General features: G+C 37.9%; 24 protein-coding genes. 10 read left to right on the forward strand and 14 right to left on the reverse strand.

Features of this window, described 5'->3' with window-relative positions; all coding sequences use genetic code 11:
- Positions 1-200 precede the first annotated feature (200 nt).
- The 4 genes from ACR1PO_RS02100 to tpx form a co-directional block, all read right to left on the reverse strand.
- Positions 201-1,412 carry a DUF763 domain-containing protein gene (locus ACR1PO_RS02100; RefSeq protein ID WP_332387548.1) on the reverse strand — a complete coding sequence of 404 codons (1,212 nt, stop codon included), beginning with the start codon at positions 1,410-1,412 and terminating at the stop codon, positions 201-203.
- 75 nt (positions 1,413-1,487) lie between these two features.
- Positions 1,488-1,892, reverse strand: a complete 405-nt coding sequence (locus ACR1PO_RS02105) for a glyoxalase superfamily protein (RefSeq protein ID WP_332387549.1) — start codon at positions 1,890-1,892, stop codon at positions 1,488-1,490.
- A 9-nt stretch (positions 1,893-1,901) separates the two neighbouring features.
- Positions 1,902-2,249: a VOC family protein gene (locus ACR1PO_RS02110; protein WP_332387550.1), complete on the reverse strand. Its 348-nt coding sequence runs from the start codon at positions 2,247-2,249 to the stop codon at positions 1,902-1,904.
- A 76-nt stretch (positions 2,250-2,325) separates the two neighbouring features.
- The gene (gene tpx, locus ACR1PO_RS02115; protein ID WP_332387551.1) at positions 2,326-2,826 is read right to left on the reverse strand and encodes a thiol peroxidase; all 501 of its coding nucleotides are present in this window, start codon (positions 2,824-2,826) and stop codon (positions 2,326-2,328) included.
- Between the two features lie 266 nt (positions 2,827-3,092).
- Between tpx and ACR1PO_RS02120 the strand changes: the two genes are divergently transcribed.
- Complete coding sequence (locus ACR1PO_RS02120) at positions 3,093-5,312, forward strand: NADP-dependent isocitrate dehydrogenase (protein WP_433985653.1); 2,220 nt, start codon at positions 3,093-3,095, stop codon at positions 5,310-5,312.
- Between the two features lie 197 nt (positions 5,313-5,509).
- On the opposite strand, the gene ACR1PO_RS02125 is transcribed toward ACR1PO_RS02120, so the two are convergent.
- Entirely contained in the window at positions 5,510-5,845 is a 336-nt protein-coding gene (locus tag ACR1PO_RS02125) for a winged helix-turn-helix transcriptional regulator (RefSeq protein ID WP_332387552.1), read from the reverse strand.
- Between the two features lie 100 nt (positions 5,846-5,945).
- On the opposite strand from ACR1PO_RS02125, the gene ACR1PO_RS02130 reads away from it, so the two are divergent.
- From ACR1PO_RS02130 to ACR1PO_RS02160, 7 genes are all read left to right on the forward strand, one after another.
- Positions 5,946-6,692: an SDR family oxidoreductase gene (locus ACR1PO_RS02130; protein WP_433985654.1), complete on the forward strand. Its 747-nt coding sequence runs from the start codon at positions 5,946-5,948 to the stop codon at positions 6,690-6,692.
- A gap of 172 nt (positions 6,693-6,864) precedes the next feature.
- Positions 6,865-7,851: a heme-binding domain-containing protein gene (locus ACR1PO_RS02135; protein WP_433985655.1), complete on the forward strand. Its 987-nt coding sequence runs from the start codon at positions 6,865-6,867 to the stop codon at positions 7,849-7,851.
- A complete protein-coding gene (locus ACR1PO_RS02140) occupies positions 7,848-8,291 on the forward strand; it encodes a hypothetical protein (RefSeq protein ID WP_433985656.1) in 444 nt (147 codons plus the stop codon). The genes ACR1PO_RS02135 and ACR1PO_RS02140 overlap by 4 nt, the downstream gene beginning before the upstream one ends.
- A 78-nt stretch (positions 8,292-8,369) precedes the next feature.
- Entirely contained in the window at positions 8,370-9,383 is a 1,014-nt protein-coding gene (locus tag ACR1PO_RS02145; RefSeq protein WP_332387556.1) for a sensor histidine kinase, read from the forward strand.
- Positions 9,364-10,128, forward strand: coding sequence for a LytR/AlgR family response regulator transcription factor (locus tag ACR1PO_RS02150; protein WP_433985657.1), 765 nt, complete (start codon positions 9,364-9,366; stop codon positions 10,126-10,128). The genes ACR1PO_RS02145 and ACR1PO_RS02150 overlap by 20 nt, the downstream gene beginning before the upstream one ends.
- A gap of 1,293 nt (positions 10,129-11,421) precedes the next feature.
- Complete coding sequence (locus ACR1PO_RS02155) at positions 11,422-12,195, forward strand: DUF1223 domain-containing protein (RefSeq protein ID WP_433985658.1); 774 nt, start codon at positions 11,422-11,424, stop codon at positions 12,193-12,195.
- Between the two features lie 32 nt (positions 12,196-12,227).
- The gene (locus tag ACR1PO_RS02160) at positions 12,228-12,620 is read left to right on the forward strand and encodes a DoxX family protein (RefSeq protein ID WP_433985659.1); all 393 of its coding nucleotides are present in this window, start codon (positions 12,228-12,230) and stop codon (positions 12,618-12,620) included.
- Positions 12,621-12,937: 317 nt separating this feature from the next.
- Here the strand turns inward: ACR1PO_RS02160 and ACR1PO_RS02165 are convergent, their stop codons facing one another.
- From ACR1PO_RS02165 to ACR1PO_RS02180, 4 genes are all read right to left on the reverse strand, one after another.
- Entirely contained in the window at positions 12,938-13,930 is a 993-nt protein-coding gene (locus ACR1PO_RS02165) for an MBL fold metallo-hydrolase (RefSeq protein ID WP_433985660.1), read from the reverse strand.
- 85 nt (positions 13,931-14,015) lie between these two features.
- Entirely contained in the window at positions 14,016-15,017 is a 1,002-nt protein-coding gene (locus tag ACR1PO_RS02170) for an aldo/keto reductase (RefSeq protein ID WP_332387562.1), read from the reverse strand.
- Positions 15,018-15,103: 86 nt separating this feature from the next.
- A complete protein-coding gene (locus ACR1PO_RS02175) occupies positions 15,104-16,009 on the reverse strand; it encodes a helix-turn-helix domain-containing protein (protein WP_332387563.1) in 906 nt (301 codons plus the stop codon).
- 108 nt (positions 16,010-16,117) lie between these two features.
- Positions 16,118-16,576, reverse strand: coding sequence for a hypothetical protein (locus ACR1PO_RS02180; RefSeq protein WP_002978010.1), 459 nt, complete (start codon positions 16,574-16,576; stop codon positions 16,118-16,120).
- A gap of 481 nt (positions 16,577-17,057) precedes the next feature.
- Here ACR1PO_RS02180 and ACR1PO_RS02185 point away from each other — a divergent pair, with 481 nt between their 5' ends.
- Positions 17,058-17,345 (forward strand): GNAT family N-acetyltransferase, encoded by a 288-nt coding sequence (locus ACR1PO_RS02185; RefSeq protein WP_002978009.1) that lies wholly within the window; start codon positions 17,058-17,060, stop codon positions 17,343-17,345.
- On the opposite strand, the gene ACR1PO_RS02190 is transcribed toward ACR1PO_RS02185, so the two are convergent.
- A complete protein-coding gene (locus ACR1PO_RS02190; protein ID WP_433985661.1) occupies positions 17,346-18,440 on the reverse strand; it encodes an MBL fold metallo-hydrolase in 1,095 nt (364 codons plus the stop codon). It lies immediately after the preceding gene.
- 172 nt (positions 18,441-18,612) lie between these two features.
- On the opposite strand from ACR1PO_RS02190, the gene ACR1PO_RS02195 reads away from it, so the two are divergent.
- Positions 18,613-20,151, forward strand: coding sequence for a S41 family peptidase (locus tag ACR1PO_RS02195; protein WP_433985662.1), 1,539 nt, complete (start codon positions 18,613-18,615; stop codon positions 20,149-20,151).
- Positions 20,152-20,241: 90 nt separating this feature from the next.
- Here the strand turns inward: ACR1PO_RS02195 and ACR1PO_RS02200 are convergent, their stop codons facing one another.
- The 4 genes from ACR1PO_RS02200 to ACR1PO_RS02215 form a co-directional block, all read right to left on the reverse strand.
- Positions 20,242-20,607: a DUF7716 domain-containing protein gene (locus ACR1PO_RS02200; protein WP_332387569.1), complete on the reverse strand. Its 366-nt coding sequence runs from the start codon at positions 20,605-20,607 to the stop codon at positions 20,242-20,244.
- Between the two features lie 61 nt (positions 20,608-20,668).
- A complete protein-coding gene (locus tag ACR1PO_RS02205) occupies positions 20,669-21,484 on the reverse strand; it encodes a hypothetical protein (RefSeq protein ID WP_433985663.1) in 816 nt (271 codons plus the stop codon).
- A gap of 11 nt (positions 21,485-21,495) precedes the next feature.
- Complete coding sequence (locus tag ACR1PO_RS02210; RefSeq protein WP_332387571.1) at positions 21,496-22,005, reverse strand: RNA polymerase sigma factor; 510 nt, start codon at positions 22,003-22,005, stop codon at positions 21,496-21,498.
- 153 nt (positions 22,006-22,158) lie between these two features.
- Positions 22,159-23,787, reverse strand: coding sequence for an NADP-dependent glyceraldehyde-3-phosphate dehydrogenase (locus ACR1PO_RS02215; protein WP_332387572.1), 1,629 nt, complete (start codon positions 23,785-23,787; stop codon positions 22,159-22,161).
- Between the last annotated feature and the right edge of the window lie 8 nt (positions 23,788-23,795).

The following is a 23,795-nucleotide window of genomic DNA, read 5'->3' on the forward strand; positions in this document are numbered from 1 at the left end:
AGAATATAAACCTTTTACAAAAAAGCAGATATTATACTGGAATAAAAGATATTTTAAAGCTGATACTTTTTAAACACGTATGTAAGACATGCCTTTTCTGGCCACCCCGTCAAAAATTCTTTGAATTTTTGCCATCCCTCCGGAGGGGGGAATGACTGTTTGTTGATGATAGTAATCGTTAACTTTTGAAAGAAACAGAACTAAAATAAGGATAGCTGTATGGGTTTGGGAGGGTTTGGTTTCTGCGCATCACCGAATACCGTTTTCCCGCCAAAACGCCAGGAATTCTGTCTTTCTTCTTCAATCACCTGCTGAATGTCAAAATCCGGTGTGAAATCTTTTTCTGCCTTAGCTACGATCTGATGCAGCTTATTTAAGGAATTCAGTTTATCAGAATTTCCCAGTCTGGATTTTTCAATCCCTTTCCTGATAATGCTGATACTTTCGTCATAAGTATTGATGGGAACTGGGAAAGGATGTCCGTCTTTACCTCCATGAGCAAAGGAAAACCTTGCCGGATCTGCAAATCTTGACGGTGCCCCGTGAATCACTTCACTTACCAGAGCCAATGACTGCATGGTTCTGGGACCTACACCTTCCAGCATCAGTAAGTCCTCGAAATTCTGAGGCTGCTGCTCACGGGTTACATACAGAAGGGCTCCCAAACGCTTCAGGTCTACATCAGAAGCCTGAACATCATGGTGGGCAGGAAGAATCAATCTTGCAAAATCTTTCATTACTTCTGTTGAATCGGTATGGGAAATATCCAGGATCCCTTTTCTGTTTTCTGAAGCTTCTGCATCGGTAAGATTCAGTATTCTTCCTCTTGAAACTCCGTTGATTCCTGTATGAGGATTCTCCACAAATGAGGTGAGGTTTTCAGAATGCCAGTGGTACCGTCTTGCCGTTCCGTCCGACTCATGCATTCCCTGCTGGATAACGCTCCAGTTTCCATTGTCTGAGAGAATGAAATTGTGCAGATACAATTGGTAACCATCCTGAATGGCTGTATTATCTACTTTTGCAGAAAGTTTGCTGGCTCTTACAAGGTCTGTTCCGTTTAGTCCGGTTTTATCCGCAATTTTAATCAGTTCCGATGGTGTTTCCCTGGAAAATTTTCCTTTTCCGCCACAGATATAAAGCCCCAAAGATTGTGAATTGGGATTTATAGAACGTTTCAGTGCTCCCATTACGGAAGTGGTAATTCCTGAAGAATGCCAGTCCATTCCCATTACAGCTCCAAAACTCTGAAACCAGAACGGATCTGCCAGCCTGCGCAATACCTCATCTTTACCATAATCCATGAGAATTACTTCGATAATGGAAAGTCCCAGCACAGACATACGCTCATACAGCCATGGCGGTACTTTGCCATAGTGAAGAGGTAAATCTGCGGTTCCTGAACGTTTCATCCTGCAAAATTAGCTTTAATATTCCGGATTCTTATTGACTGTAATCAACATCCGCAATATTTCCAATGCTTTAAATTAATGAATGGAGAAAAAATCAAGGTCTTTATGTTTTGCTTCATCATATTCTTCTTCAAAAGTAATTTTGTTCCCGAAAGGATCAATTACGGTGAAAGATACGGCGCCATAGAATGTTTTTTCCAGTCCGGGACGGTTATATTTATACTTTTTGTCAATCAGTTCTTTATGATATTGAGGAACACCTTCGCCCCAGATAGCAACCCTTGTTCCGGGTGTTCCGTCTCCATGGTGTTCGCTCAGATGAAAAATGATATTTTCTCTTTTCACTTCCATATAAACGGGAGTATTTTCATCAAAATAATGCTCCCAGACAATCTCGAAGCCCAGCCAGTCTACATAAAATTCTTTTGCTTTCTGATCATCAAAGATTCTTAATATCGGAATAATACGTTCTGCTTTCATTATATCTTTTTATTGGTGAGACAGAATATTGACCAGCTTTTGAAAAGGATCTTTAACAAAAAACCTGCGGACCCCCCATTCTTCGTCAGTAAGTCCGTAAATGATTTCAAAGCCGGCATTTTTCATTTTATTATAAATTTCATCTACATTATCTACTTCAATGGAAAGGTCCGGAACTTCAGTATCGTTTCCGCCCTGTTCTGCAAAGCTGATCTGAACCTTTGCCTCTTCATCATTGCCTAATGTTTTAATCCACCCGTGATCCATTAAAATATCCAGCTCAAGAATATCCTGATAAAATTGTTCTGCTTTAGAGAGATCATCTGTTTTAATATTGGCTACGATTCTTTTTACCATTTTTGCGCTGTTTTATGTATTCAAAAAAGCCTTGTAAAAATTGATTCACAAGGCTTTTCTACAAAAATTATTTTTATTATTTCAATGCTGCAAGAGCCGCATCATAATTAGGTTCGTTGGCAATTTCCGGAACCTGCTCCGTATATACTACTTTGTTGTTTTCGTCTGTAACAATAACGGCACGGCTCAATAGTCCCTTCATAGGAGAATCTGTAATGGTTACTTCATAATCATCACCAAAGCTGCTTCTGAAATCTGAAAGTGTTTCTACATTATTCAATCCTTCTGCTGCACAGAATCTTCCCAATGCGAACGGAAGATCTTTTGAAACATTGATGATCACTGTATTATCAAGCTTTGAAGCTTCTTCATTGAATTTTCTGGAAGAAGCTGCACAGGTAGGGGTATCAATGCTCGGGAAAATATTGAATACTTTTTTCTTTCCTGCAAAAGTTTCAAGGGTCTTTACATTTAATCCTGAGTCTACCAGTGCAAAATCTTTTACGGTGGTTCCTACAGCCGGTAATGTTCCTATGGTATGTACTTCGTTTCCTTTTAAAGTAATTGTCGTTGACATAATATTTATTTTTAGTTCTTCAAATGTAATCAAAAAAGAAAATTTTTCCTGTTTTATTAAGGTTAAATTAATCTTAAAGTCAAAATACCTTTTTTCTTTTATCCAATGATCATTTTACAAACAGAAATTGGTTTATAAGCCATACAATTACACCAATGTAAAATTAAAGAGGTATAGCCTCTTTTTTTATGGAAATATCCCAAATAAAACAATGATATTTACTAAATTTGTGGGACTTAAAATTTCAAATAAAAAATAACAGTATAATGTCAGAAAAATCAAAAATCTATTACACACTTACTGATGAAGCTCCAATGCTGGCTACTCACTCGTTTTTACCTATCGTAAAAGCTTTTACCAAATCAGCAGATATCGAAATCGCTGTACCGGATATTTCCTTAGCGGGAAGAATCTTAGCCAACTTCCCTGAGTTTTTAAAAGACGACCAGAAAATCAGTGATGCTTTGGCAGAGCTTGGAGAATTGGCAACAAAACCTGAAGCTAACATCATTAAGTTACCTAACATTTCTGCTTCTGTGCCTCAATTGGATGCAGCAATCGCTGAATTGCAAGGTAAAGGTTTCGCAGTTCCCAACTATCCTGCAGAGCCTAAAAATGACGAAGAAAAAGCGATTAAAGCTAAATATGCCAAAGTATTGGGAAGTGCTGTAAACCCTGTATTAAGAGAAGGAAACTCTGACAGACGTGCTCCAAAAGCTGTTAAAAACTATGCTAAAGCAAACCCTCACAGAATGGGTAACTGGGCATCTGACAGCAAAACTGACGTAGCTCACATGAACAATGGTGATTTCTACGGGACAGAAACTTCTACAACAGTAGAAAATGCTACAAAATACAGAATCGTATTCAAAGGAAACGACGGTTCTGAATCTGTACTAAAAGACTTCGCAGGTCTTCAGGCTGGTGAGGTAATTGATTCTTCTGTAATGAACTTAAAAGCTTTAAAAGCATTCGTTCAGGAGGCTATCGAGGAAGCAAAGAAAAGAAATGTTCTTCTTTCCGCTCACCTTAAAGCTACCATGATGAAAATCTCTGACCCGATTATTTTCGGGGCTATAGTTGAGACTTTCTTCAAAGATGTATTTACTAAATATGCTGAGACTTTCAAGTCTTTAGACATCAATCCAAATAACGGTCTTGCCGATCTTTTCGAAAAAATCAAAGGGAATGCTCAGGAAGCTGACATTAAAGCTGATATCGAAAAAGCGCTGGCTGAAGGACCAAGAGTGGCCATGGTAAACTCTGACAAAGGAATTACCAACTTCCACGTACCTTCTGATATTATCGTTGACGCCTCTATGGCTGCTCTTGTAAGAGGAGGAGGTAAAATGTGGAACAAAGACGGAAATGAGGAGGATACAGTTTGTATCATTCCTGACCGTTCTTATGCGGGTTTCTATCAGTCTGTAATTGATGACATGAAAGCGCACGGAAAATTGGACCCTACCACAATGGGATCTGTTCCAAACGTAGGTTTGATGGCTCAGAAAGCTGAAGAATATGGTTCTCACGATAAGACTTTCCAATTATCTGCTGACGGAACTGTAGAGGTTCAGGATGAAGCCGGAAACGTTCTTCTTTCTCAGAAAGTAGAAAAAGATGATATCTTCAGAATGTGCCAGACTAAAGATGCTCCTATCCAGGACTGGGTAAAATTAGCGGTTAACAGATCAAGATTATCTGATACTCCTGCCATCTTCTGGTTAGACAAAGGAAGAGCTCACGACAGAGAAATCATCAAAAAAGTAGAAAAATACCTTGCTGATTACGATACAACAGGTCTTGACATCAGAATTCTTGATGTAAAAGATGCCATGACTGAAACGCTTAAGAGAGCAAGAGAAGGTAAAGATACCATCTCTGTTTCAGGAAACGTATTGAGAGATTATTTAACAGACCTTTTCCCAATCCTTGAGCTTGGTACTTCTGCTAAAATGCTTTCTATTGTTCCATTGATGAATGGTGGTGGTTTATTCGAAACAGGTGCCGGAGGTTCTGCTCCGAAACATGTTGAGCAGTTCTTAGAAGAAGGATACCTGAGATGGGATTCTCTGGGTGAATTCTTGGCGCTTCAGGCTTCTTTGGAGCATTTGGCACAAACTCAGGGAAATACAAAATCTCAGGTTTTAGCTGATGCATTGGATGAAGCAAACGCTAAATTTTTAGCTACAGATAAATCCCCTGCAAGAAAAGTAGGTCAGATCGACAACAGAGGTTCTCACTTCTATTTGGCAATGTATTGGGCTGAAGCCTTAGCTAACCAGACTGCTGATGCTGAACTGGCGGCTCAGTTTGCTCCGGTTGCACAGGCAATGCAGGAAAACGAAGAAGTAATCAATGCTGAATTAATTGGTGCTCAGGGTAAACCTCAAAACATTGAAGGTTACTACAAAACTGATACATATAAAACGTATGCAGCCATGAGACCAAGCACTGTTTTAAATGAAATCATTGACGGAATTTAATTTTCGTTCTGATATAAATAAGAAGCTCCTTTTTTAAGGAGCTTTTTTTGTGAGATACTATTTTGTTGGAACCGCCCCGTCAAAAATTAAAATAATTTTTGACACCCCCTCCAGAGGAGGGAAATATTGGGCACATATTTACCCATCGAGGACGGAACATCCATAATCCCTGCGCCCTAACATCTGCAGCCTGCCACCTATCTACCCTCCACAATCACTCTCCTGTGCTCCCTGCCCCAGTTAATCATTTCCATAATGATTTTTCCAAAAGTCCGGCAATATTCTGTAGGCTCATATTCTATTAAAACAGGAGTTTCGGGGTAAACGGTACGTTTTACCAATTTGTTCAGTTCCATATCTTTCAGTTCTTTGGAAAGCATTCTGGTAGTAATTCCGGGAATACTCCGTTCAATTTCCCTGAAACGTCTGTTTCCGTTACAGATTGAATTAATCACAGGAATTCTCCATTTTCCGCCGATAAAATAAAGGGTATCTTGTAAAGCTCTTAGCTCTTCGTTCTGATCTCTTTCCATAATTGCAAAGTTAAGTGATATCATGAATGATACTGATATACTCTGTGATACTGATTACAAAAGTATACCATTTTGAAATAACTTTGTCAAAAAATTTACAATGAAAAAATTCAGTAACAAACTGGCTGTCGTAACAGGAGGAAACAGCGGGATCGGATTCGCTGCAGCAAAAGAACTTATTTCAGAAGGAGCAACTGTCATTATTACCGGAAGACGAAAAGAAGCAGTGGAAAAAGCGGCTCAGGAAGTTGGTGCCACTCCATTTATCGCAGATCAGGCAAATCTTAGTGATATTGATCTTTTAAAAGAAGACATTGAGAAACAATTCGGGAAAATAGATATCCTGTTTATCAATGCAGGAATTACAGGTACATTGACTCCGATTGAAAATATGGATGTCGAAAATTTTGATCAGGTCATGAATATCAACTTCAGAGGAGCTTACTTTACATTAAGCAGATTCATTCCATTATTAAATGATGGTGCTTCGGTCATCTTTTTATCTTCTATTGTCGCTTCTACCTATAAACCTAACAGTTCCGCCTATCAGGCAAGCAAGGCAGCACTGAATTCTATTGCAAAAACAGCAGCTGCAGAATTGGCTCCAAGAAAAATAAGGGTGAATATGATCAGCCCCGGCCCTATAAGAACTGAAATCATGAGTAAGGCAGGGCTGGATGAAGAGACTTTGAAAAATATTCAAAGCCATCTTATAGAACAGATTCCGTTGAAAAAAATGGGAACCGCTGAAGAAGTCGCGAAACTTGTGACCTATTTATCAGATGATCAGATTTCAAGTTATGTCACCGGCACTGAAATTGTGATCGATGGCGGTATAACTTTATAATGAGCCGATTTAAGCAAATCCCGGTAATGGTGGTACCGGGATTTTTCTTGTGTATTTTCGGGGTTAAAAATTCAGGATTCACCTTTTGATTTGTCCGGCTCGGCCTGTTTTCCATTTTATAGTATGGGCTACACGTCTATTTTTGAATCAGAAAATAAAAACAATACTCATTATGGAAACCGTAAAGAAAAAAAGAAATCCCATTGCTATAGTATTTCTGGCTATATTAGGAATCTTCGGAGGACTTCAGCTATTCAGCAAACCTTTGGAAGGAAAGCCGGTTACAGGAAAAATCGAAGCACCAAAAGAGGTGATCAGTATTCTTGAAAACTCATGTTTCAACTGTCATTCCAATCAGCAGAATCTAAGCTGGTATGATAAACTTGCCCCTGTTTCCTGGGCCGTGAACAAAGATATTAAAAGAGCCAGAGAAGTCCTGAACTTTTCAGAATGGGAAAAATTATCTCCTGCAGAACATCAGGGCAAAATGTATGCTATTCTCAATATGATGCAAAGTGGTAAAATGCCTCTCCATGAATACACTCTTCTGCATCCTTCAGCCAAGATTACAGAGAAAGATATTGAAACCATTAAAAAATATACCCTTTCTTTATCTTCAGTAAGCCCGTCAGCACCTAAAAAGAGTGAAATGCCTGCAGCAACTTCCAGCAGTACATCCATCCCGGCATCAACAAAACTTCCGGTTTCTCCCAATGGAGTTCAATATACACCTGATTTTAAAAACTGGAAAGTAATCAGTATGAGTACGCTGTTCGATAATTCTATTCGTGTCATCTATGGAAATGATATTGCGGTAAAAGCTGTGGAAACAGAAAATTTCCACCCATGGCCGGACGGAAGTATTGTCGTAAAATCTGTATGGAAACAGGAAGAGCTTCCAGATGGAGAGATCAGACCCGGAAAATTTATCAATGCACAGTTTATGGTAAAGGATTCCAGACAATATAAAGACACCGAAGGCTGGGGATTTGCAAAATTCTCTGGAGATGACCTTCACCCAACGGGAAACACAGCATCTTTCGCCAAAGAGTCCTGCATTGCATGCCACAGACAATTAGCAGAAAAAACAGGTTATCTGTTTGATGTTCCGATGAAAGTAAATACCCAAAGACTAATTCAAAACTTACAGAAAAAATGAAAAATTCAATCCTGATCTTACTGGTAAGCCTTATTTCCCTTACCGCCTGCAGCAAAGAAAATAGTGATACAAATAATGGCCTTTCAAGGGTTATTTTTGACCCGGGTTCTCTCAAATTCATCTCCAATTCCTTACATCCTAAGAAAGAAACTATGTCTGCTTTATATGGAAATAAAGAAGCATTGGAATCTTTATCAAAGGAAAGTCAGACACCGGAAGCGGGGGCTGTTATGAAGCTGGTTACCTGGCGATATCATGAAAACCCCCAGTATACCGGCGGAACCATCACCGGGGAACTGGTAAGTGTGGAAACGGTTCTGGCTGATCATCTGGGAAATGTTTCTTATGATATAAAAAATAGTCTGCCCCAAAGCACTAATCCCGACCCAGAAAAAAGAATACAATATTTCATGAGCTATCGTCCCGTAATAAGGCCTTAATAAAAATTTCTGTTTCACTATTATCATACTATTTTGAATAAAAAGCATTAATTTAACCTTTTCAAATCAGCAGATTTCATGCAACAGCAAAAAATAAAAATCTCACCAGCCATTATCTGGATAAGCTCTATTTTCCTGGGTGTTTTATCTTCTGTACCTCAACTGGCTTCCCATGAATTCAACTGGAAAGAGGCAGCCGTAAACTCAGCAATTACAGCAGCTTTTTCAATTATCATGTGGTACATCAATATCTATATGCTGAACCGTACAGGAAAACGCAGACAGCATATTTCCTATTCCAGATTGATGGTTGTACTGGCTTTCGGGATGGTGATTATGTTTGGGCTGGCATGGATTCAGCAGCTGATTCTATCTCATATCAATTTTGGTCCGGTGATGCTGATGGTGGAGGTAAGAGGAATTCTGATCAATCTGGTATGTTATATGTTCCTCACACTGCTTCAGAACAATTACACGGGACAGCAGATCCAGCTTGAACTGGAAAAGGTAAAGAGTGATAATCTTGGAGCTCAATATGAATTATTAAAGCAGCAGATCAACCCGCATTTCCTTTTCAACAGTTTGAATACCTTAAAATTAATGGCAGAAACCCATGATGAGGAAACGGTTGATTTTATTGTAAAACTTTCAGATTTTTACCGGTTTACACTGGAAAGCAGGAAACTGGATCTGATCAGTGTTCAGGAAGAAATGAAAATAGTAGACGCTTATCTTTTTCTTCAGAAAGCACGTTTCGGGGAAGGAATTAAGTTCACCAACGAACTGGGAAAAGAAATTCATGCAACCCTTATTCCGCCATTCACGCTTCAGCTTCTGGTGGAGAACTGCATCAAGCACAATATCGTTTCGCAAAGTAAGCCTTTGCACATTAAAATCTATCCTACTGACAACCAAATTGTGATTGAAAATCCCATACAGCGGAAAATGAATACGGAAGATTCTCTGGGAGTGGGGCTTGATAATATTAAAATGCGTTACAAACACTTACTGGAAAAGGACATCGTTATTCATTCGGACGAAAAAACTTTCCAGATAAAACTACCATTAATCCATGAATATAATCATTATTGAAGATGAATTCAGGGCTGCCAAATCCCTGCAGAATTTAATCTCAGATTTAAAACCAGATTCGAAAATCCTGGGCGTTTACGACAGTATTGAAACAAGTATTGAAGGTTTAAAAGAAATCAAACCTGATCTTATCTTTATGGATATCCATCTTTCTGACGGACTTTCCTTTGAGATTTTCAAATCCGTGGAGATCACCTGTCCTGTGGTTTTCTGTACGGCCTTTGACCAGTATATGCTGGATGCCTTTAAAAGTAAGGGAGTTGACTATGTTTTAAAACCGTTTTCAAAGGAAGACATTGCTGAAGCCCTGAGAAAAGTAGATGAACTGAAAAAATTCTTCCGGCAAAATGATCTACCGGATCTGGAGTCACTGATACAGAAAATCAACCAGCCTGCTGCTGCAGGTAAGAGTAGTTTCCTGGTTTTTAAAAATCAAAAATACACCACCATTCCTACTGAAGATATTGCTTATTTTTATATCCATAATGAAATTACACATCTGGTAACTTTTGCCAGGGAGCAGTTTCCTCTTTCCCAGCCTCTCGGACAGGTAGCGGAACAGGTTTCTGACAGGCAATTTTTCAGGGTAAACAGGCAGTATCTTGTTAATTTCAAAGCCATTAAAGAAATGGAACATTATTTCCAACGTAAAATTCTTGTAAAACTCACTGTTGAAACGCCTGAAAAGCTTTTGATTAATAAAGAAAAAACACATAGTTTCTTTACTTGGCTTGAAGACAGGTAAAGGAGTAAGGAAGTTTGAAGCTGGGAGCTGGAAGTACTTGCAGTCATTCCAAGATATAGAACTCTTTTGAAATACATTACAACCCTGATTGATATGATCGGCGTTTTATTTTGCTTTTATTTGATCTGTCTTAGTTCTTAAGCTTTGTTGCCTGTATAAAAAAATAAAAACGCTATTTCTTTTAACACCCCAAAACTTCCGGCTTCTCACTTCCAGCTTCCAGCCTTAAAATATTTTAGGAGTAAGGAAGTTTGAAGCTGGGAGTTGGAAGTACTTACAGTCATTCCAAGATATAGAACTCTTTTGAAATACATTAGAACCCTGATTGATATGATCGGGGTTTTATTTGGTCTGTCTTAGTTCTTAAGCTTTGTTGCCTGTATAAAAAAATAAAAACGCTATTTCTTTTAACACCCCAAAAACTTCCGGCTTCTCACTTCCAGCTTCCAGCCTTAAAATATTTTAGGAGTAAGGAAGTTTGAAGCTGGGAGCTGGAAGTACTTGCAGTCATTCCAAGATATAGAGCTCTTTTGAAATACATTAGAACCCTGATTGATATGATCGGGGTTTTATTTTTCTTTATTTCATCTTTCTTGGTTCTTTAAGCTTTGTTGGTTCTTTAAGCTTTGTTGTCTATATAAAAAATAAAAACGCTATTTCTTTTAACACCCCAAAAACTTCCGGCTTCTCACTTCCAGCTTCCAGCCTTAAAATATTTAGGAGTGAGGAAGTTTGAAGCTGGGAGCTGGAAGTACTTGCAGTCATTCCAAGATATAGAGCTCTTTTGAAATACATTACCACCCTGATTGATATGATCGGGGTTTTATTTTTCTTTATTTCATCTTTCTTGGTTCTTTAAGCTTTGTTGCCTGTATAAAAAAATAAAACGCTATCTCTTTTCACACCCCAAAAACTTCCGGCTTCTCACTTCCAGCTTCCAGCCTTAAAATATTTTAGGAGTAAGGAAGTTTGAAGCTGGGAGCTGGAAGTACTTGCAGTCATTCCAAGATATAGAACTCTTTTGAAATACATTACCACCCTGATTGATATGATCGGGGTTTTATTTTTCTTTATTTCATCTTTCTTGGTTCTTTAAGCTTTGTTGCCTGTATAAAAAAATAAAACGCTATCTCTTTTCACACCCCAAAAACTTCCGGCTTCTCACTTCCAGCTTCCAGCCTTAAAATATTTCCCCTCACAAATTCCGGGTTCACCTTTTGATTTGTCCGGTTGAACCTGTTTCATATTCTTTTGCCTTTATCAGGTATCTACTTTTGAATCAAATTAAAAGACATGATACTAAAAAACTTAATTACAGTAAGCGCTTTTACCGCAGTATTATTTGCTACTTCAGCATTTATTCATCAAAATAAAGATCAAAAGACAGCACAACATACAACCTCTGAAAATAGGGGGTTCGCTGTTCTGGAACTTTTCACTTCAGAAGGCTGTTCAAGCTGCCCTCCGGCAGATGAGCTGATGGGAAAGATTGAAAAAGAATATAAAGGAGAACCCGTTTATGTTCTCTCCTACCATGTTGATTACTGGAACCGTCTTGGATGGAAAGACCGGTTCAGTACTGCAGAAAATTCGCAGCGTCAACAGCAATACAGCCGTATTTTGAATTCACAGGTTTACACTCCGCAGCTGGTAATCAATGGAAAAACGGAATTTGTAGGCTCTGATGAGAATCATATTAAAAATAGCATTCAGAAAGCCCTGCTTGTTTCTAAAAAAACAGATATACTGCTATCGGCAAATATTTCCCGGAATACGATTGAGGTTCAATATAAAACTTCAGCCTCAGATTCTAATAGTGCTCTTCTCGTTAATCTTGTTGAAAAACATTCTTCTACCCAGGTTGGAAAAGGTGAAAACGAAGGGCGTCATCTGCATCACTGGCAAATCGTTCACAAACAAAACCAGATTTCACTTAATAAACAGGAAGGAACAACAACATTCAAACTTCCTGAAGGTTTTTCTCCTGAAAACTGGGAAGTCATAGCCTTTATTCAAAATGTCAAAACCGGAGAAATCTCAGGATCTGCAAAAACATCTCTTAAATAATTTCTACTTAATAACATCTAAAATATACAGCAATGAAAACAAAAACTACAAAAATCATCTATTGGTCCGGAGCTATTTTTATGTCGCTATGGTTTGGAGCCAGCGGGTTCTTTGAACTTACAAAAAATCCGGTAGTCTGGGACATCACGCAAAAACTTGGCTATCCATCTCATTTTATCTATATACTCGGTGTTTTTAAAATTTCTGGAGTTCTTGTCCTTCTGCTTCCCAACACATTATTAAGGTTAAAAGAATGGGTATTTGCAGGAATGTTCTTTGATATTCTTTTTGCTTTCTTTTCAAAAATTGCAGTACTTGGTTTGTCATCTACGGTGGATGCGTTAGTTGCCTTTTCTGTGCTGACAGTAACTTACATCATGTTCAGAAAGCTGTATTCTCCTGAAGTGGTATTTGGTGAAGCCTGATAATAAAACTCTAATTTTTTCTTATGTATAAAAACAGATCCTCCCGTAGCCCGGGAGGATCTGTTGTATAAATTGATGATTATTAAATTTTGGCTAAAGCCGAATGGTAAATTTTTATTGAAAAAACGGACTAAAGTCCGCTGCTATTGATAGTATTGTGTGTATGATTTTACCACCCCGTCAAAAATTCTTTGAATTTTGCCAACCCTCCAAAGGAGGGGAATGCCAAGCACTTTATTACTATTGGGTAAGATAACATTCTCCTTGTTTCCAATTTCTATTGTTGTCCGTAATCCCTGCAAACTATTACCTGCCACCTAACTCATAAAACTCTCCGGAAACCATTCAAATCCGGCAGCCTTTCCTTTTGTAAAGCCCAGCCCCGGCCATGGCAAGTGGTAAGCAAACGCTCTGATTCTGGTATCTGCCAGCTGCTTCAGTAATTTTTTTCTTGAAGCAGTCGCAATATCCAGATCTGTATCTCCGAAATATCCCCATTCAGGATGTGGAAAAAGGATCACATCGGAATGAATCAGATCTGCAATATAGATCAGCTTTTCATTTCCTGAGGAAATTGTTGTAACCGTTAAGCCTGGTGTGTGACCAGGTGCCAGTTGGAACATGAAATGGTCATATAACGGATTATTAAAATCATAAAACTTCAGTTTGGGATGAATCGTTTTCAGAATATTGCGGACAGCAGGAATAAACTGATCAAGGAATTCAGGCTGTGTTTTCAGAGCGCTATTGCTGAAGTCTTTGATAGAAGCCTGCATCCAGAAGTCATGTTCTGTTTTTGCGATGAAAATAGCTGCGTTAGGAAAAATAAGCTGATTCTTTTTATCTACAACTCCCCCAATATGGTCAGGATGGGCATGGGAAATAAAAACGTCAGTAATATCTTTGGGAGTAAAACCAGCTTTTTGCAGGCTTTTTAACAGAAATCCTGTTCTTTCATCAGCAAAAATCCCCATTCCGGTATCCAATAGAATGAGTTTATTTTTTGTTTTAACCAATAGAATATTCATTGCCATATCAATATAATTCTCCGGCCTGAAATGATCTTTAAGGATTGATTTCAATTCTGAAACGGTGCCTCTTGGTGCAAATGAATTCAGGTTTTCTTCATGGATATATCCGTCTGTAAGAACAAATAGTTCAAGCTCACCAAGCTTCAGTTTTTTAAAGCCGGAAAGATCATCCCCTGTTTTTTCCGGAGTGGTTCTCTGTTCTGCCATTAAACCGGAAAAAGGAATCATACTTAATGTTCCTGCCAATAAACCGTTCTTTAATAATTCTCTTCTGTTCATAGTCGGGTTCTTTTCATTTAAAAATAAATGTAAAAAACTGAGCTCCTTTCATAAGAAGAAACTCAGTTTTTATCTAAAATAGTTTTTAGTTGTTTACCAATTTCATTGAACCTTCATTGTATCTTTCTCCTACATTAGGATATTTTTTCAGGATGGCATCAATGGTATCCAGATCCGACCGGGAAAGCTCTATATTGACCGCAGCAATATTTTCTTCCAGGTATTTGATTCGCTTTGTACCCGGAATCGGAATGATATCATCTCCCTGGTTCAGCACCCAAGCTAGGGCAAGCTGGGTTCCCTTCACTCCTTTGGAAGCTGCAAATTCGTTGATTTCGTTAGCCAGCTTTGTGTTATTTTCAAGATATTCCTGCTGATAACGCGGTAATGATTTTCTGAAATCGTCATCACCCAGATTTTGTGCATCATAGATATTGGTGAAGAGCCCTCTTGCCAGCGGTGAATAAGGAACCAGAGAAATTCCCAGTTCTCTGATGGCCGGTAAAATTTCTTTTTCAACATCTTTGGTTAAAATAGAATATTCAGATTGTAAAGCTGCAATCGGGTGAATTTTATTGGCTTTTCTGATAGATTCTGCTGAAGCTTCAGACAATCCGAGATATTTTACTTTTCCTGCTTTTACCAATTCTGCCATTGCTCCTACCGTTTCTTCTACAGGAACATTGGGATCTACCCTGTGGGCGTAATATAAGTCAATAGTATCGATTTTTAACCTTTGAAGGCTTAAATCTACGGCCTGTCTGATCCATTCCGGAGAACCATCAAAATAAGTTCCCGGAGCTCCGCTGTGGCTTGCTTTACCATCTTTAAACCTGAATCCGAATTTGGTAGCAATAAAAATTTTATCTCTGTTCGGAACCAAAACCTTAGAGATCAGTTTTTCGTTTTCTCCATTGGCATACATATCTGCTGTATCCCAAAAGTTAACGCCCAAATCCAACGCTCTGTGTAAGGTATTGATACTTTCCTGCTCATCGGTAGGACCATAAGCAAAACTCATCCCCATGCATCCTAAACCGATTGCTGATAACTGTTCTTCTGTGTTTCCTAATTTTTTAAATTTCATGATAGGTATGATTTAATTTTACAAGACAAAATTAGAATATGGAAAGATCAACTGTTATATAGAATTCAAACCAAGAATTATAAAATTCAAACAAGGTTCATCCGTAGAGCATTTGGGGTAATTCCCGTCTGCTTTTTAAAATAGTTGGTAAAATAAGCAGGTTCTTCAAAGCCCAGGCCGTAAGCAATTTCAGAGATATTCCAGTCTGTATGGGTAAGCAAAGCATGTGCTTCCTGAATAATCTTTGCCGTGATCTGCTGGCTGGTTGTTTTCCCTGTAATCTCTTTTACAGAACGGTTTAATGAATTCACATGTATTGAAAGGCTCTGTGCATAATCATTGGGAGTCTTTAATTTTAAACAGGCCGCGGGACTGTCAATCGGAAATTGTCTTTCCAGCAATTCCATAAACAAAGAAGCTACTCTTTGCGAGGCATTCTGATAAGGCTCAAAACTTTCTGCCGGCTGCATTCTGATGGTTTCATGGATCATCAGATGAAGATACGCTCTCAGCATATCGTATTTATGAATATAATCCGACTGAATTTCAGTCATCATTTTTGAATACATATCCGAAAGTACTTTCTGCTGTTCTTCATCAACAAAGAAAACCGGAGTTCCTCCAATCTTAAAAAGCGGAGAATCCTGAAGATTACCCATACGGCTCCCATTATGCAGAAACTGATCTGTAAACAGACAGAACCAGCCTTTCTGATTGGCATCATCAGCCTCCCATGAATAAGGAATATTAGGATTTGAAAACAATAATGCAGGGCGATCCACTTTAATCCATTTATCTGCATAATGAAGTTTTCCCTTTCCTATGATCAGTGAAATTTTGTAATAATATCTCCTGCTATAAGGAGTTAGTAATGAGCAGTGTTCCCGGGAAAATACATTGAAGTGCCCCATTTTACTGATTCCGATGCATGGTGATTCCAGACTGGGAGCATTTCTTTCGTAAAAGTCCTTAAGTGATTCGTGTGTTTCCATATATCAAAATTATAAAATTCAAACAAATTAATAATAAAAATATTCCTGCCGAATATAAAAATGGCTGACAAAGATGCCAGCCATGTAAGTGAGTATAGTTGATAATTGTTAATCCCAATCGTCGTCATGTCCATGACCACGATGTTTGTTCTGTTTCTTATAGTACTTCTCCTGATTTTTATAGTATTTTTCCTGTTCTTTACGGAACTTTTTGTAATCATTTTTGTTTCTTCCGTAAACTATGACAGGATTTTGCCCTCTGTAATATTTCTTTTTAAAGATAATATACTTTTCTCTACCCAGGATTCTTTCCAGTTCAGAATAACGGTCATTTCTCCATCTTCCCGGCTCTACTACATAAACCCTGTTCCATGAATCATAATCACGATACCTGTCATTCAATACATAGATCTGATTCGCCTGTGTGGTTGAAAGTACAAGATCAGTGATCACCCTTTGCCAGTTGATATCTGAAATACTCCTTCTGTAATCGTTATAATAATCGGACTGGGCATAACTTAGACTAAATGTCCCAACCAATAATGCTGTTAATATTAATTTTTTCATTTCACTCCACTTTAAGATTAAACATGAAGAGACAGTCAATTAAAGTGCCAATTGTTAACTGCAAATGCTAATATTTGTTAAGAAAAACCATAAACATCTGATTATATTCAAAATACATTCTATATTTTTTGATAAATTTTAACCGTTTTAATTTTATTATCGAGAAAAAATTAATTTTACTAAACAACACTTACTTAGTGATATTTAATCACTTATTAAGTGACCGTAACTTTTAAAAGAAAGTTGTTTAAGTTTCGGCTAAAGCCAACGGATGATATTTTTGAGTAGGTGGGCTAGCCAACCCCTATTGAATTGTAATAACAACATCTTTTATCTTTTATCTTTTTCCCATTTACGTTATAAAATTCGTTAAGATTATTGAAAAGTATTATTTGATATCATTTAATTTTGTAATTTTAATGAAGAGAATGTTTTTTTGAAAATATTCTTCAATTATTTAATCAACCAAATCTTAATAATTATGGAAAATATAAAGTTTCAGGTATCTCCATATCAGGATGAATTGCAGCTGTTTATTGATGATAAAAAAGCAGGTTATATGTCCATAGAGGTTGACGGAAGACTGCTTATCGTATATTATACGAAGCTTGATGAAGAACGTGAGGGAAAAGGATACGCCAAACTATTGCTGGATGAGCTGGTACGTTATGCAGAAGAAAAAGATTTGCTTGTAGACCCGGAATGTGATTTTGTAAGACAACAGTTTGAGAACCACCCCGCAAGATATAAAGAAATCTGGCATGCCTGATCAGCTTTCCCACCAGGTGGTAAATTGCTGTTCTGACTGATTCAGATCTACTACCTCACCGATCATCGGAGTGAGGATATTCAGTTTTTTTTCTTTTCCGAGAGCCGTTATCTTTTGTAAAGGTTCATTCCATGGATGAAGTGCCAGTGCAAATTTTGCAGCATGAACAGGAATAATACGTTCTGCTTTGAGATCAATAGCAGCCTGGATAACATCTTCCGGTAACGTATGGATGTACTTCCAGGCTTCCCCATATTGTCCGTTCTCAAGAATTGCATAGTCAAACGGACCATATTGCTCTCCGATTGTTTTAAAATGGCTATCATAACCACTGTCTCCTCCTAAGAAAATTTTCTTTGTTGGCGTAATCAGGACATAAGAACTCCAAAGGGTATCATTCTTCCTTACCCTTCTGCCGGAAAAATGTCTGGCAGGGGTAAAAATAATTTTCAGGTCATTTTTCAAATCAACTTCTGCTCCCCACTCTTCTTCAATAAGCCTGTCTTCAGTATACCCCCACCTTTCCAGATGTGCTCCCACTCCCAGAGGTAAAATTACCATTCCTGTTCTATCTCTTATAGACTGTACAGTGGGATAATCCAAATGATCAAAATGATCATGGGTTATGACAAGGTAATCAATATCGGGAATATCTTCCGGCCTGAAAATATCCGATCCTTTAAATGCTTTATTAAAATATTTAAAAGGTGAACCATACAGACTCAAAACAGGATCAATTAAAAAAGAAACCCCATCTGTCTGCAAATAATAAGATGAGTGCCCCAGCCATATCAGTACATCCTGATTTTTATCTCTATTCAAATCCGTATGAAAAGATGGGATAGCCTTCAGAGGCTTCAACAGCGGATCTTTCTTACCTAAAAAGAAATCATACGCCACCTTCGACATTTTATATCCTTCTGTGATAGAAGGAGTATGGCTGATATTCCGGAACTGCTTGTTTTTATAGAGCTTCGACTGTCTTATCCGCTTCAGCCTCTTTCCTTTTGGCACCCCGCCAAATGCCTTCATATTGATCACAATAAAAAAAGTAACTGTCAGAACAGCCACACTCGTAATAACCCAGTAAATCATCCGTATAAAATAAATATCAAATGTATCGACTTTTAGTTTTAAATGAAAATATATTCCATTTTACTACATTTTTTAACTAAATTTATCATGTATTTTGGAAAATTTATTACTCATTTAAATCATGATTAATTTTAAACTTTCTATTTTAGCACGTTAAAAAAACTCAGATACATTGAAAAATTATTCGGTAATATTTCTTCTCGCTATATTTTCGTCCTGTGGCTCTATAAAAAAACACAACGAACAGCGTGCTGCATGTATTCCACCGGAACAACTTAAGGAGGATGTGGATTTTGCCTATTCAAAATTACAGCAAATGCATCCTCAATTATACTGGTATATCCCCAAGAAGGAATTGGAACATAAATTTGACAGTCTCAAGCAGACAATTACTGAACCTCTTACTCCTCTTCAGTTTTATTTTAAGCTTCAGCCTGTTATTGCCGGCATCCGGGAAGGACATCTTTCACTGAGAATTCCCAGACAGAAATTTACCAAAAACGAAATTAAAAGACTGGAACATCAGAAAGGGATGTTCAGCCGTTTTGAATATTATATTTCAGGAGATAGAATGTATATTATTGAAAACAAAGATTCTATTGAGCATATACAACCCGGAACCGAAATTTTATCCATCAATCATGTTCCTGTATCCGATTATATAAAAAAATACAGAAGCCTCATCAGCAGTGACGGCGATAATACCACTTTCTATCCCTATTTTTTAAAGGACCTTTTCTTTAATTTTTATACTGCAGAAAATGGTTTTGGCAGCAAAGCCACCCTTGAAACCCTCTACCGGGGGAAAAAGAAAGCGTATACCATAACCCGGGAAACAAAATCCGACTCTGATCTTGAAAAGGACAAGGAAATGCAGAAAAAGACCCGGGAAAAGAAACTGAATGATTATGTAGCTTCCAGTGATTCTTATAACAGAAGCTTCAAATTTCTCGATAAAGACAGTACTATTGCTTATATAAAAGTGAAAAGCTTTTCCAGGGACTTTTCGGATAGGTTCTATAAGGAAACTTTTGCCAGGATCAGTAATGCCAGGTCTTCTTATCTCATTATCGATGTCCGGAACAACTATGGAGGCTCTCTTTATGAAATCAACAACCTGTATTCCTATCTGGCAGATGCACCGTTCACTCTTATCAAACCTTCGCAGGTGACCGCAAGAAATACTCCTCTGCGTACCAATTACTTTAGGAAAAGTAATCCGTTGGAATATGCACTGAAAAGTATTGCCTACCCAAGTTATTTTTTCGCACAGGCTTTCAGTACGTATAAAAAAGACGGAAAGGTTTTCTATAAAATGAAAGCTGACAAACCTACAAAACCTAAAAAAGAGGCCTTTCATGGAAAAGTTTTTGTACTGATCAACAGTGGAAGCTTTTCAGCCTCTTCTATTATTACGGCCAAGCTTAAGAATGATAAAAGAGCAACGCTGGTGGGAGAAGAGACCGGTGGTGCCAATGACGGGACTGTTGCAGGTTTTTATTCGTATCAGAAGCTACCCAATTCTGAAATAAGATTTCCTATCGGATTGCTTCTGGTACAGCCTAATATCAATTTTTCAGATTCGCGGAAAGGGGTTATTCCTGATGTAAAAGTTATTGAAAGCATGCAGGATATTATTGATAAAAAAGATCCTCAGCTGGATTGGATAAAAAACGAAATTGCCAAGGAAAAGAAAAATAAAAAGCAATAATGATAAAAAGGTTTCGGCGGGCTTTCAGCCCGCCGAAACCTTTTTATCTCTTCAATTCTCCTGAAGACTTTTATGATTTCAGCTGAAACATCAATCTTGTTTAAAATCAGGAAAGTCATCTTTTTGAAGATAATGGTTCAGGGCAGTGATAAGCTGGGAAGCAGTAACATCTCCATACTGCCGGAAAGCAAGGTCTACCACATCCTGAATATTCTCATCAGAGCACATATAGTTTAATTTATTATGGTATACAAAATCAGGTAAGATTTCATTATCATTTTCACCAATATCGAGAGGATCTCCGATGAAAATTTTCATTTCAGGCTCAAATTCTTCTTTCGAAGAATACACTGCATAATTGTATTCGGGGTCATAGGATTCTTTCCTGTCTTTCTTATACTTCACAAGTTCCAGAAATTCTTCTATAGAATACATCTGATTTTTAATCTCATCCATCTGATATTTTTTAACAGCTCAACTTGTTAAAGATAGAAAATTTACAGAAGACAGACCATTTCTAATTAAGTTTATTTAAAGCCCTCTGTAATGACCCGATATCGAGGAAATCCAGTTTTGCCCCCAGTATGATGATGATCAGAAGAACAAGTGTCAGGAATAAAATGATAAAAATATACATGGATATAAACCATATGACGGTATTCAGAATATTCCCTTTAATTCCCATTTTATTCATGAAAAAAATCTGTGAGCGTTCAAACCAGGACTTTTTCTTTTCCTGTTTGGGGCTTACTTCAATTCCGTTAAGCTCATCTACCAGCCGCACTACATCATCAATATACCTTCCATACATATAATAGATCCAGTATCTGATGATAAAAGCGATCAGCAATAATGTAATCAGAAGGCTGATTCCGAAGATCGCCAGATTATATTCCATGTCAAAATGGAAGTTGATTTTAACCAGAGACAAAAGAAACCCGAGAGGGATATAAGAAATATAATAGGAAATATAAATTTCTTTCGAGATAAGAAGCTGGGTTTTAAGATTGAACAGGTCATAATTGGTATTGATGCTGTTTTTCCTGAGCAGCTTATACAGTTTCAGGAACCGGGAATAAAAATAAATGATAATCGCAACGGTGAGGATGGTGACAAATGCTGATATGGTCCTGATGTTATAATCTGTAGAAGCAAAAGGGAAACCGGTTAAAAGCATTGGCAGTGTTACAATCATCAGCCAGAATTCAGTTTCCATATTCACTTTCAGCATCTGCAGCGGAGAATGGATTTCTCTTTTCTTTTCCAGAGAAATTTCAGGAGATTCCTGTCCTGTATCTTTATTCCAAAGTTCTTTAAAGTTTTCTAACTCCATAGTGTTATCGTTTAATAGGAGCCCGTATTCTGGCGGGTAATGATCTCTTTCAGTTTTTCTTTAGCCCTTTTCAGCTTTACCCTTGTATTCACTTCGGTAATTCCCAGCTGCACTGCAATTTCTTTTCCGGAAAAACCTTCTAAAAAGAAAAATATCAGCGCTTTATCAATGGGGCTCAACTGATGGATTGCATCATACATCCTCTTCATGTTTATATCATCTGTATCATTATAAGGCTCCTGCCGGGCACTTAGCCCATCTATATTCTGATTCTGTATAAAACTACGTTTTTTTTCACTTCGCAAAAAAACAATTGCTGTGTTAAGTGCAGTTCTGTACAGCCATGTGGAGAAATCACTCCTCTTTTGAAAATCACCGTATGATTTCCAGGCCTGGTAAATAATCTCCTGGTAGAGATCATTCTGATCGTCCTTATTATCCATATACATTTTAGAGATCTTGAAAACTACTCCTTTGTGCTTTTCAATTTTCTCTAAAAATTCTTTTTCCGGTGAACACATGATTTAAAAACTGATCATAGATGATATTTCTAAAAAACACCACCTTATTATAACACAAAACTTTAATTTCCGGTATTAAGTTAAAAAAATCCTCAACAAACAAATAAGTTTATTGAGGATTTTTATTTTATGTTAAATACAATATCGGTACGATCAGAAAATATAATCTGTACTTAAAAAGTTGGAATCATGCTCTCTTACAATAGTATTAAGTAACTCTTTGTTGGATTCCGTAAGTTTTGCTGCTACTAAAGACCTAATAGAGAATGAACGCAGGGCATCAAAAACTGAAAGCGTTCCTTCCGCACTGTCTTTTCTTCCGGTAAAAGGGAAAACATCCGGGCCTCTCTGTGCCTGACAGTTGATATTGACACGGCTTACAAGATTCACGAACGGATCGATCAGTCTCGCTACCTCCTGAGGATCTTCACTGAAAATACTTACCTGCATCCCGTGTGAAGCATTCACCTGATATTCTATAGGTTCTTCTATATCTTCAAACGGAACAACAGGAATTACGGGACCAAACTGCTCTTCATGATACAGTTTCATATCACTGTTTACAGGATATACTACCGCCGGGAAAACAAACGATTCATCCGTATAGCCGCCATCTTTATTCAGCACTGCGGCCCCTTTCTGCAGGGCATCATCAATGCATTCCTTCAAGTAAGGAGGTTTATTGACTTCCGGAAGTGGTGTTACTTTCACATCTTTCTCCCACGGAAGCCCCGGTTTCAAAGCAGAAACAGCAGCACTCAGCTTTTCAGTAAATTCCAGTGCCACTTCTTTCTGAACAAATATAAGCTTGAGCGCTGTGCAACGCTGTCCGTTGAAGGAAAGAGAACCTAGAATACATTCGCTTACCGCTACATCCAGGTTTGCATTCTTGGTAACAATGGCTGCATTTTTCGCATCCAGACTTAAAATGGCTCTTAAACGGTTTACCTTAGGATGCAGTTTTTTCAGCCCGTTCGCTACTTTACTAGACCCGATGAAAGCAAGGACATTCACTTTTCCGCTTTCCATGATCGGGGTAATGATTTCTGAGCCTTTTCCATATAAAGTATTCACTGTTCCCTTTGGAAATGCTTCTTTGAAGGCTTCTAATAATGGATAGTGAGCCAATACACCATGTTTGGGAAGCTTGAAAAGAATGGTATTTCCCATGATCAGGGCAGGAATCAATGTGGTAAAAATTTCATTCAGAGGATAATTGAACGGCCCCATACTTAAAACGACTCCAAGCGGTGCTCTTCTGATCTGCGCAATGGTTCCCTCCGCCTGCTGAAAACGGGAAGATTCCCTGTCAAGATCTTTCAGTGCATCAATGGTTTGATTGATATAATCTACGGTACGGTCAAATTCTTTTGTAGAATCGGCCAGCGTTTTCCCGATTTCCCACATCAGTAACTTAATGATCAGATCTCTCTGCTGGATCATCAGGTACACGAATTTCTGCATACATTTTATACGCCCTTCCACAGACATAGTCGGCCATTCACCAAGACCGTTATCATAGGCTTTTACACAGGCTTCAAGGACTTCCATGGCTTCATTTGGTCCAATATTCGGAATGCTTCCCAGCAGTTTCCTTTCCAATCCGTTTTCTGTAGGAATGCATACAGGTGAATAGATTTCGGTGACATCACCGTTCCACTCTACCAGTTCGCCATTCAAAAGATAAGTCCTTTGGTGAATCACCGGAACTTTATATTCTTCAGGGATTTCGTTTTCACTCTTAAAAATGTGATGAAATGATGCTGTATTTTCTGAACTCATAAATCTTT

This window comes from Chryseobacterium amylolyticum (genome assembly GCF_051011775.1).
GTDB lineage: Bacteria > Bacteroidota > Bacteroidia > Flavobacteriales > Weeksellaceae > Chryseobacterium.